Source organism: Paenalicyclobacillus cellulosilyticus (genome assembly GCF_014647315.1).
Taxonomy (GTDB): Bacteria; Bacillota; Bacilli; order Alicyclobacillales; family Alicyclobacillaceae; genus Alicyclobacillus_J; species Alicyclobacillus_J cellulosilyticus.
Genome location: NZ_BMOY01000056.1, coordinates 1 through 10772 on the forward strand (window position 1 = coordinate 1; position 10772 = coordinate 10772).

At 64.7% G+C, this 10772-nt stretch carries 12 protein-coding genes; 3 read left to right on the plus strand and 9 right to left on the minus strand.

The genetic code is table 11. From position 1 onward, the window contains the following. From IEX97_RS12140 to menB, 3 genes are all read right to left on the minus strand, one after another. On the minus strand, window positions 1-573 hold a 573-nt coding region (locus IEX97_RS12140; RefSeq protein ID WP_229776884.1), incomplete at its 3' end, for a hypothetical protein. Beyond that, the gene (gene menE / locus IEX97_RS12145; RefSeq protein WP_188883355.1) at window positions 558-2033 is read right to left on the minus strand and encodes an o-succinylbenzoate--CoA ligase; all 1476 of its coding nucleotides are present in this window, start codon (window positions 2031-2033) and stop codon (window positions 558-560) included. The genes menE and IEX97_RS12140, both read right to left, overlap by 16 nt. Before the next feature lie 24 nt (window positions 2034-2057). Continuing rightward, entirely contained in the window at window positions 2058-2879 is an 822-nt protein-coding gene (gene menB, locus IEX97_RS12150; RefSeq protein WP_188883357.1) for a 1,4-dihydroxy-2-naphthoyl-CoA synthase, read from the minus strand. A 272-nt stretch (window positions 2880-3151) separates the two neighbouring features. Here menB and IEX97_RS12155 point away from each other — a divergent pair, with 272 nt between their 5' ends. Beyond that, window positions 3152-4093, plus strand: a complete 942-nt coding sequence (locus IEX97_RS12155; protein WP_188883358.1) for a 1,4-dihydroxy-2-naphthoate polyprenyltransferase — start codon at window positions 3152-3154, stop codon at window positions 4091-4093. A gap of 108 nt (window positions 4094-4201) precedes the next feature. Here IEX97_RS12155 and IEX97_RS12160 read toward each other — a convergent pair whose 3' ends face one another. The 6 genes from IEX97_RS12160 to IEX97_RS12185 form a co-directional block, all read right to left on the minus strand. Then, entirely contained in the window at window positions 4202-4453 is a 252-nt protein-coding gene (locus IEX97_RS12160; protein ID WP_188883359.1) for a hypothetical protein, read from the minus strand. 161 nt (window positions 4454-4614) lie between these two features. Next, the gene (locus IEX97_RS12165; protein WP_229776886.1) at window positions 4615-5634 is read right to left on the minus strand and encodes an SPL family radical SAM protein; all 1020 of its coding nucleotides are present in this window, start codon (window positions 5632-5634) and stop codon (window positions 4615-4617) included. 142 nt (window positions 5635-5776) lie between these two features. Beyond that, window positions 5777-6064, minus strand: a complete 288-nt coding sequence (locus tag IEX97_RS12170; protein ID WP_188883360.1) for a Dabb family protein — start codon at window positions 6062-6064, stop codon at window positions 5777-5779. Further along, window positions 6043-6618: a precorrin-2 dehydrogenase/sirohydrochlorin ferrochelatase family protein gene (locus IEX97_RS12175; RefSeq protein WP_188883361.1), complete on the minus strand. Its 576-nt coding sequence runs from the start codon at window positions 6616-6618 to the stop codon at window positions 6043-6045. The genes IEX97_RS12170 and IEX97_RS12175 overlap by 22 nt, the downstream gene beginning before the upstream one ends. A 55-nt stretch (window positions 6619-6673) precedes the next feature. Beyond that, window positions 6674-9403 (minus strand): phosphoenolpyruvate carboxylase, encoded by a 2730-nt coding sequence (gene ppc / locus IEX97_RS12180; RefSeq protein WP_188883362.1) that lies wholly within the window; start codon window positions 9401-9403, stop codon window positions 6674-6676. A gap of 161 nt (window positions 9404-9564) precedes the next feature. After that, the gene (locus IEX97_RS12185; protein WP_188883363.1) at window positions 9565-10059 is read right to left on the minus strand and encodes a hypothetical protein; all 495 of its coding nucleotides are present in this window, start codon (window positions 10057-10059) and stop codon (window positions 9565-9567) included. Between the two features lie 251 nt (window positions 10060-10310). Here IEX97_RS12185 and groES point away from each other — a divergent pair, with 251 nt between their 5' ends. Further along, window positions 10311-10595: a co-chaperone GroES gene (gene groES / locus IEX97_RS12190; protein ID WP_188883368.1), complete on the plus strand. Its 285-nt coding sequence runs from the start codon at window positions 10311-10313 to the stop codon at window positions 10593-10595. 106 nt (window positions 10596-10701) lie between these two features. Beyond that, the coding region (locus IEX97_RS14010; RefSeq protein ID WP_373289415.1) for a hypothetical protein at window positions 10702-10772 on the plus strand (71 nt) is incomplete at its 3' end.

Consider the following 10772-nt stretch of genomic DNA (forward strand, 5'->3'; position numbering starts at 1 on the left):
GCGCGCGTGCGCCGCGCGCCACCATCGGACGGCCGCCGCCATCACGCGGCCGGCCGCGGCGCGCGGATCGTCGCCGGGCGCGAGCGACACGGCGCAGGTCAACCGCGGGTGGTCACCCGCTGCAAAACACAGCTGCGGCAGCACCGCCACCGCCTGGGGCCAGCCTTGCCACGGCCCCGCCGGAGCGTCCGCCGCAAACGCCCCGCCACACCACCACCTGACCTCATCTTCCGCCCGCGCGTCGAGGTGCGCCAAACACGCCTCCGCCTGGTCGCGCAAAGACAAAAACCGCGCCGGTCCGCCGGCGGTGACGACGGCGGCCGCCCCGCGCGCCACCAACCACGCATCCTCTTCCCGGTCCCGCCACAACCACCGCACCTCATCCGCGTGCGCCGGCGAGAAGCACGCCGCGGCAAGCCGCAGCCACGTCTCCTTGGTCAACGGCAGCGGCCAGGTGTGGACGACCGTCACGCGGCCGGCCGCGTCCACCCGCCGCATGGCGGCCGTGAGCCGCTCGGACAACCCGTCCGCGAGCGACGGCCAATCCGGTTCGCGTATCACGCCTGCGCCCATTCCCGCAACGCCCTCCGCAACAGCTTGCCGGACGCGTTGCGCGGCAGCGCGTCCACAAAGAAAAACCGCTTCGGCACCTTGTACGCCGCCAAGCGGGATCGACAAAACGAGGCCAGTTCCGCTTCCGCCGCCCGCCTGTCCGGCCACAGCACGACGAACGCCGCCGGCACGTGTCCCCAAATTGGATCCGGGATGCCGACGACGCCCGCCTCCGCGACGGCGGGATGCTGGCAAAGGACACGCTCGACCTCGGCCGGGTAGACGTTTTCGCCGCCCGAGACGATGAGGTCTGACCGGCGGTCGAGCACGTAGAGAAACCCGTCCGCGTCGAACACCCCGATGTCCCCGGTATGGAGCCACCCATCGCGGATGGCTTCCGCGGTGGCGTCCGGACGCCGCCAGTAACCCGGTGTCACGGTCGGGCCCCGGACGACGATCTCGCCTTCTTCCCCGGGCGGCATGGGCTGCCCGTCCCGCACCACGCGGATCTCGGTCGTCCACAGCGGCTGACCGGACGACCCCATCTTGCGCGCTGCGTCTTGCGGCATCAGGGTCGCCGCCTGGGATGTCGTCTCCGTCAACCCGTACGTGGTGGCCACCGGAATGCCTCGTTCCGCGCTCGCTGCGAGGAGTCCGGGCGGGGCCGCGCTCCCCCCGAGCAGAACCGCGCGCAGCGAGGAGAAACAGCGCGGGTCAGGGTCGAGTGCCAAGACCCGTTGCAACATGGTCGGCACGGCGGAGAGCAGGGTGATGCGGTCGCGGGTGAGGGCCTCCAGGACTTGCAGCGGATCGAACCGGTCGTGAATGACAGCGGCCGTTCCATAGATCACGCTCCGCATCAGCACGGACAGACCGCCGACGTGAAACAGCGGCATGGGGACGAGCCACCGGTCTCCCGGCAACACGCCGAGTTGCGGCGCCGAGCCCATGGCCGACCACAGGAAGTTGCCGTACGTGAGCACGGCTCCTTTCGGCAGGCCCGTCGTCCCCGAGGTGTAGATGATGGTGAAGACCGCGCCGAGATCGATGGTCTCGCGGCCGCGTGCCGGTGCATCCGGCGGCCCCGGGTCGTCGGCGACGTTCCACACCGGCACGGCCGGCGTCACAAGGGCCGCCGCATCCGCCGCGAGCCCTGCGCACGCTTCGTCGCAGAGCAGCCACGCGACGTCCGCATCCGCCAGCTGCCACGCGATCTCGCTCGCCGCCAGGCGCCAGTTCACCGGCACCAGCACCGCCTCTGCTTGGATCACGGCGTGCACCGTCAAGGCGTATTCCAAGCCATGGCGCATGAGGACCGCGACGCGATCCCCCGGGTGCACGCCGCGGGCGGCCAGTTGACCAGCGCGCTGGCGCGCCCGCCGCCACAACGTCTCGTAATCCCATGTCTCGCCGTCATGCATCAGGGCGGCGGCGGTGCGGTGCGTCACCGCCCGCCGCGTCAACCAGTCAGGAATCCGCACACCCCTCACGCTTTCGCTCTGGCGTCACGGCAGCCGCCGAAACTTGCTGAAGTCCGGGGCGCGCTTCTCCAAGAAGGCGCGCTGGCCTTCCTTCGCCTCGTCGGTCATGTAGAACAACATCGTGGCGTCCCCGGCCAACATCTGCAAGCCAGCCAAACCGTCGGTGTCCGCGTTGAACGCCATTTTCAGGAAACGGATGGCGGTCGGGCTCATCTTCAGAATTTCTTTCGCCCAAGCGATGGCCTCATCGTGCAAGCGTTCCAGCGGGACCACCGCGTTGACGAGCCCCATCTCCAGCGCTTCCTGCGCGGTGTACTGCCGGCAGAGGAACCAGATCTCCTTCGCCTTCTTATGACCGACGATCCGCCCCAACAGCGTGGCCCCGTACCCGGCGTCGAAGCTGCCGACCCGCGGCCCCGCCTGTCCGAAGCGGGCGTTGTCCGCGGCGATGGTCAGGTCGCACACCACGTGCAGCACATGCCCCCCGCCGATGGCGTACCCGGCGACCACGGCGATGACCGGCTTGGGGAGCGACCGGATCTGGCGCTGCAGATCCAGGACGTTGAGGCGCGGGACGTGATCGTCCTCGCCGACGTACCCTCCGTGGCCGCGCACCCGCTGGTCGCCGCCGGAGCAAAAGGCTTGGTCGCCCGCGCCCGTCAGCAGCACCACGCCGGTCGAGTCGTCATCCCGGATGTGGTTGAACGCGTCGATCATCTCTTTGATGGTCTCCGGCCGAAACGCGTTGTGCACCTCCGGCCGGTTGATGGTGACGCGCGCGATGCCCTCCGCCCGCTCGTAAATGATGTCCTGGTACTCCTTCACCCGCTCCCACTGCAAGGACACGGCTTGTCCCTCCTGTCGTGGCCCTTTCGCACAGGACCGTCCGACGAACAAGTATACCAAAGTCCCCCAAGCCGGACAAAAACGCCGCAGGCCACGAAACCGCGCCCACAAGGCACGGTGCGCCATCCTTCGCCCCCTGTGGCTGCCAAGGGCTATCATTGCCGCGCCGTGACCGGATTGCTAAGATAGGAACGGACCCCGGCCGGGGATGTGCGAATCCGGCCGGAAGCACGTACGAAAAGGCCGTACCGGCCTGGCATATGAGGCGGACGATGAGATCCGAACGCAACAAGGAGGGGGCGAATATGTCGCTCACACACCGCATCGGCGTCGCGTGGCGTCTGGTGCGCCCGTTCACCCTGAGCGCGTCCGTCGCGCCCGTGTTGGTGGGCACAGGCATGGCCATCCCGGTGCACCCGTTTCGCGGGGACCTGTTTGTCTGCTTCCTGTTGGCGTCTCTGCTCATCCAGGCGGCGACCAACATGTTGAACGAGTACTTCGATTACAAGCGCGGCCTGGACTCGGAAGCCATGGTCGGCATCGCCGGCACCATCGTCCGCGACGGGGTAGAACCTCGCACCGTGCTGCGCTCTGCCTGGTTGTCGATGGCCGTCGCCATCGCGCTTGGGGTGTACATCTGCGCCGAGACCTCGTGGTGGATTGCCCTCGTGGGCCTCGCCTGCATGGCCGTGGCGTACCTGTACTCCGGCGGGCCCAAACCCCTCTCCTCGACGCCGTTTGGCGAACTGGCTGCCGCGGTTTCCATGGGCCCGGTGATTGTGCTCCTCGCCTACTTCATCCAGACCCGCCATCTCGATGCGCCGGTCGTGTGGGTCTCGGTGCCGGTCGGACTCTTCATCGGCGCCATCTTGCTCGGTAACAACATCCGGGACATGGAGCTGGACCGCGCCGGCGGCCGCAGGACGGTGCCGATTGTGCTCGGGAGAGCGCGTGCGACCGCGCTGTTCGCCGCCGTGTTCTGCGTCGCCTACGCCATGCTCGTGACACTGGTGGCATGTGCCGCCATCACACCGTTCGCCTTGGCCGTTCTCCTGACCGCTCCGACCGCATGGTATGTGGCGAAACGCTTCTTCGAACACAAAGAGCCTTCGAAATTGCACCCCGCAGTCAAGGGGACAGCCACCCTGCTGTTTCGCGTCAGTGCCATCCTGTTCGTGGCCCAAGTGTTGCCCGTATGGATCCACACCGTTTGACACTCCGCCCCTGTAGGAATGGGCTTGCGCGCGGAATTTCAGTAAGCCCCCTTGCCATGCCGCCGGGAATCTGTCCAAGCGAATGGGACGAACGGGCACGTCCGGCCGTCAGATCTCCGGCAACTGGTCCAAGTTGTGCCCTTCCCTGTGCGTATCCTCCCCGGCGGTATGCGCAATTTGCCACGTACCGTCCGCACGGATGCCCGTCAACGAGTCGACCTCGCCCCGGAGCGCCATCAGACGGGCTTGGTGAATCGGCACGACCTCGCCGGTGTTCGTGAGGACGTGCGTGATGTCACCCCGGCGGTTTTTGCGGACGCCGACAAATTTCACGCCCATGGCCGTATCACCCTTCTTCACCCATCCTGCGGCGGATGGAGCCACCGCCAACTGTTTTAACATTTAGTATAATCGTCCGCCCCTGCCGCTATGCATCCGGATTTCGTGCAGATGCGGACGGATGCTCCATGGCGTCTATGGCGTGGCGTGCGTGCTCACCGATGCCGGCCTGCAGACGCCCTTTAAATCGGGAGTGTCAACTGCACCGCTTCACCCTCGTCTCGAACCGCCCGGGTGATACGGCGGTCTTCTCCCGCTGCCGCGACATCGGCTTCGGACGCACACGTCGGCGGCGCGAACCCGTGTTGACGCAGCACGCGCACCACCCGTGCGTGCGCCCGTTCGGTGTACGCGTGCGACGCGGACGCCCCGTACCGGTAGATGGCCTCATACCGAGGAAGCAGATGGGGATAGTGATGGGATAAAACCCCGAAAAACCAGCGTTTGACGTCCGGGGTGAGGCGCAGAAACGACGGCACCACAAACCGGGCGCCCGCCGTCCGGGCGCGCTGCGCCACTTCCGCTGCGGTGGCGGCGTCATCCGTGATAAACGGCAGGATGGGAGCGAGAAATAATCCGGCGCGGATGCCTCGTTCCACCAGCTTCGCCAGCGCCGCCAAACGATGTTCCGGCGCGGGGGTGGCAGGCTCAAACTGTCGCCAAACGGTGCGGTCCATGGTGTGCAAACTGATATGCACCGCACGCACCCGCATGCCGGCCAACAGGTCGAGGTCGCGCAAGATCATTGGCGAGCGGGTGGTGATGCTCACGTGCACCCCGAACTCCGCCAACACTTCGAGACACGCCCGGGTAATCCGCAAGCGGGCTTCCGCCGGTTGATATGGATCGGTCGCTGTGCCAAGCGCCACCACGCCCAACGCCGCGGCGAGGCGCGCCCGGTTACCGCCGTGGCGTGCCAACATCCGCGACAACTGCGCCCGCAAAACGAACGGCGCGTCCTCTTTGACAAAGATCCTTGTTTGAAACGCGTCGTCCGGCGTCTCCCCGAGGTATGCGTGTGTGGCGCGGGCATAGCAAAAGCTGCAACCGTGGGTGCATCCGCGGTATGGATTGATGGACCAGCGAAACGGCATGTCCGGGACCTGCACGCGATGGAGTACCTCTTTGGCGGGCAATGGCTCATAACGAGGCGCGGCCACCCTCATCCCCCCGGAACCGAACATATGTTCGCGAATCAACATAACACATTCCTCACCAAATGGCAAGCGACCGCGAACACTCACTGCGAACACTCACTGACTAAAATGAAAGGGGTCGAGATCACTCCCATCGACATCCAACCCAAGAGATCGTTGCATCCCACGGCTTTCGCCGTGCGGAGTGTCAAGAAACATAATCGACCGAAACGATATGATCCTGCACCTGGCGTATGTACGACAAGACCTCCATATGCGCCGGGTGTTCCGCGTATGCATGCAGATCGTCGATGGTGTCAAAGCGTGCGATGAGGGCCAAATCATACGCTCGGTCCGACCGGATGACATCGATGCCGACTTCCAGCGCGCGCAGCACAGGGATCTTTTCCTGCATCGCAAGCAAGCGACGCCTTACTTCGCGCGCGACGTCGAGGTCGCGGTTCCGAAAACGCATCAGGACGACGTGGGTGACCATGTCTCGCTCTCCCCTCCTGGTTTTGCTCCGTCGTGGCGCCGGCCGTCGCGTGCGCGCAACCCGCTGACAAACGTGCACGTTCCCGCAGCCACATCGTGCACCAGCCGTTCCTGCAGCCGCTTGGCCTGCGCCGGATGCCGTCCCGACGTGGAGATGGCGATCTGCACCTCATCGAACACCGCCACGGCAGGGACGACAAATGTGCAGGCCGCGGCGCTGTCCGCCACATTGACCCACAGGCGGCGTGCCTCCGCCTCCGCGGCGACCGCCCGGTTGACGTCCGGACGGTCGGTGGCGGCGAACACCAGCCATCCGTCCGCCAAGTCTCCGTGCTGGTAGCCCCGCGGCCAATGTTCAATCACGCCTTCCGCCGCCCACGACGCCAAGCCGGGCTCCAACACGGGGCTGACGACCCGCACCCGCGCGCCGGCGGCCAGCAGCCGTTCCACCTTCCGTCTCGCGACGCGTCCGCCGCCGACGACAATGCACAGCTTATCCTTGACCTCGAGAAACACAGGATAAGCAAAAGCCGGCGCCCCTCGCTGGGTCCGCACCTGGTCCTCCTCTCCGGCACGGTCCGATGAAGGAACCACCGTGTCTCACCCCTTTTCACCCGGTGTTGCGCAGTCCGGCCGCAATGCCGTTGATGGTCAACAGGACGGTGTCCAGCTTCTGGCGTCCCTCCGGGGTGTCGTGCGCGCATGCGCGCAGTTCGCGCAGCAGCATGACCTGGAAGAACGACAGCGGATCGACGTACGGATTGCGCAGACGGATGGACTCCTGGATGACAGGGCTGTTCTCGAGGATCTCGCCGATCCCGATGATGGTCAGCACCGCCCGCTTCGTCCGCTCGTACTCCGCCCGCACCTGGGAGAAGATGCGCTCCGCCACGCGCGGGTCGCCCACCAGCGTCTGATACTGGGCTGCAATCAACATGTCCGCCTTCGCCAGCGCCATCTGCAGGTTTTCGATGAGCGCGTTGAAGAACGGCCACTGCCGGTACATCTGACGGAAGTCTGCGACGGCTTCCGGGTGGGCCTGCAGGTAGTGCTCCACCGCCGTGCCGAACCCGTACCAGGCGGGCAGAAGGGTCCGGTTTTGCGTCCACGAGAACGTCCATGGAATGGCACGCAGGTCCTGGATCCGCGTCGAGTCGCGCCGCTTCGCCGGCCGCGACCCGATGTTGAGTTCGCCGATTTCCGAAATGGGCGTCGACTCCTGGAAATACGTCAGGAAATCGGGATCGCGGTAGACCAGATCCTGGTACGTCCGGAACGAGTCTTCCGACAACTGCTCGACGATCCGGCTCCAACGCTGTTCCTGTTCCCGCATCTCGGCGGTCTGCACGTTCATCGAACCGAGGATCACCGCGGCGACCGCCGATTCGAGCGATCGGATGGCGATGCCCGGATGGCTGTAGCGCTGCGAGATGATCTCCCCTTGTTCGGTGATCTTCACCTTTCCCTGCAACGCTTCCGGGGGTTGGGCCATGATGCTGCGGCCGATGGGCCCGCCGCCGCGTCCGAGCGCGCCGCCCCGCCCGTGGAAAAACTTTACGCGGATGCCGTGTTCGGCCGCAATATGGCAGATGGCCTTCTGACACTTGTACAACTCCCAGTTGGCAGTCAGATACCCGCCGTCCTTGTTGCTGTCCGAGTACCCGAGCATGATTTCCTGCCGGTTGCCCCGTGCCGCCAAGTGACGGCGGAAGACCGGGTTTTCGAACAATTGCCGCACCACCTCCGGCGCGTGGCGCAGGTCGGCGATGGTCTCAAACAGCGGCACGACGTGCAGCCGGCTCGTGGCGCGGCCGTCCTTGTGCCATAGCAAAAGCCCCGCTTCTTTCGCCAACAACAGGACTTCGAGCAGGTCGCTGACCCCTTCGGTCATGGAGATGAGGTAGTTTTGGATGCACTCGGGCCCAAACAGGTCCTGTCCGCGGCGGATGGTGTGGAAGACAGCGAGCACTTCCTGCGTCTGCGGGCTGTGCTGCATGTACGGGTTGCAGAGCAGGCGCGGTTCCTGCAACAGTTCGGTCAACAACCGGATCTTCTCCGCCTCTGCCATCGCGGCGTAACCCGGAATGCCAGCCAGATCGAGCAATTCCGCCACGGCCGCCTCGTGGACGTCGCTCGACTGCCGGATGTCGAGGGTGGCCATGTGGAATCCGAACAGTTCCACCTGCCGGATCAGCGGCCGCACCTGCGTTTCCGCGATGACCTGACCGCGGTTGGCCACAAGCGAATCCTCAATCAACTTCAGGTCGGCGATGAGCCCGCCGGGTCCGTCGGTATACGCGTCCGCGTCCGCTTCTTGTCCGTGGAACCGCTGCCGCGTCGCCTCCAAGCGGCGCAAGATCTGGTCCACCTTCGCCCGGTACGGCTCGTCCGGCACGTCCTTGCCGCCGAGGCTCGCGATGAGCTCCTGGCTGACGCCCACCACGCGCAGCGACTGGCTGAGCACACGCCCGAGCTCGCGCAGACGCTCTTCGTACTTGCGCAACGCCAAATCGAAGTGGAGCAGGAGCGTTTGAAACGTCAACTCAGCCGTCACATTCGGATTGCCGTCCCTGTCCCCGCCCATCCACGAACCGAAACGCAGAAAGCTCGGCACCTCCCAGTGCCGGTCCGGATACGCCTCCGACAGCTGTTCTTCCAGCATCAGGTGCACCTGAGGCAACACGTCAAACAGGATCTCGTCAAGGAAGTAGAGGCCGTTGCGCACCTCTTCCAACACCGTCGGACGGCGCCGGCGAATGGCGCTCGTCTGCCAGAGCCCGACCACCTCCGCCTTGAGCGAACGCTCCAGGTTGCGGATCTCGCGCGGTCCGAGCAAAGGATTGTCAAACTGTTCCAAAATATACGCGATCCGCTGGTGTTTCTCCAGCACCGTGCGCCGCGTCGCCTCCGTCGGATGGGCGGTGAGCACCAATTCGATGCCCAACTGATCGATCAACGCGGCAACGGCTTCCGCCGTCGCACCGCTCTCTTTGAGCTGCAAGACCGCCGCCCGGATGCTGCCGCGCTGGGGTTGCGAACCCACATTGCGCTCATAATCGCGCTTGCGCCGGATGCGGTGGTTCTGCTCGGCGATGTTTACCAGTTGAAAATAGATGGTAAAGGCGCGGATCACGTCGCTGCGCAGATGCTCCGGCACCGCGCGCACCGTCGCCAGAAACTTCTCCTGGTTGTCCGGTGTGTCGTTGGCCCGCAACTCTTTGGCAGCCAGACGAATGTTTTCCACCAGGTCGAACACGTGCCGGCCGCACTGTTCGATGATGACCTCCCCCAGCAGATTGCCGAGGATGCGCACGTCACGATGCAGCAGCGATTCACTCACCGGTGGCTTCCTCCTCCCAAGCTATCCACCATGTTGACGGGTTCCAGGTGCAGTGTCAAGGAGCTGTGTCCGCATACAAAAAGCCGGACCATGTAGGATTGTCCGGCGTGCATGCAAATGTCCCTGCGGGAAACCGGGCGTGACCGGCGCAGGCCGGTGGATCAGCCGCGGCCTTGGGCCACGATGTCGTCGATGATGTGGACGGAGCGCAGGAACGCGTAGTCTTGACCGATGAGGACCAATGTCTCACGCTCTGAGCGCGACGGGCGGTTTTGCACCTCCTCCCGTTCTTTCAGGATCATCTGCCGCGCGATGATCAACTGCAGCTGTCCGAGGCTGCGCTCGACATCGAGGCGGTGCTCCCGTTCCGCCCGTTCCTGCAACTTTTCTTCTATATAAGCCGGGATGTCGTCCTCTTGAAACCGCTGGTACGTGTGAACGACCTCGTCGTACCGTTCGTTGTCGCTCGGCAACAGGCGCAGCGGGTGTTCGACATGAGCCATCAAAAACCGCGCCAGGAAGTATTGATCGTACGAATAGGCGTTGTGCAGGAGCGAATACTCCCCCTCAAACACGTTGCGCTTCCGGTCAAACCGGTGCAGCGAGGTAAACGTCTTGTCGCGTTCGCAGACCAGGACGTAGCTCGTGGTGTCCATCGCCAAGCTTCCTTTCTTCGCGGCCGGTCCATGGACGGGCACTGCGGACGACTCGACGCGCCACATTCTGAATCGTCGAACCGAGGTGTAACGCCATTATAATGCGGCGGTCCAAGCGCTTCAATCCCCTTGCATCTTCCCAAAGGTAAGATTATCATAATGAGTGCATCAGCACTCGAGGAGGCCGAGTGCTAACACACGATTCACCATGGATGAGGGAGGCTGGGAACATGAGCGTGGCCCTGACCACCGTGTTGAAACCGTTGGCAGACCGCGTCGTGGTGCGCCCGTTGGAACGGGAAGAGAAGACGGCGAGCGGCATCTTCCTGCCGGACACGGCGAAGGAGAAGCCGCAGGAGGGCGAGGTCATCGCCGTCGGGCCGGGCCGTTACGAGGACGGCAAGCGGATTGAGATGGACGTCAAGGTCGGAGATCGCGTCATCTTCTCCAAGTACGCCGGCACCGAGATCAAGGTCGACAACCAGGAACTCCTCATCCTGCGCGAGAGCGACATCCTGGCCATCGTCCAGAAATAACGCGCCGCGTTCGCTCCGCTGCGCAGAACACGGGATGTCGTCCCGTGTCACAACGCGATGTCATCACGCCCAACTGGCACCGCGGGCATGAAGGAGGTCTTGTTCCATGGCGAAAGACATCAAATTCAGCGAGGAAGCGCGCCGTGCGATGCTGCGGGGCGTCGACGCGCTGGCGGA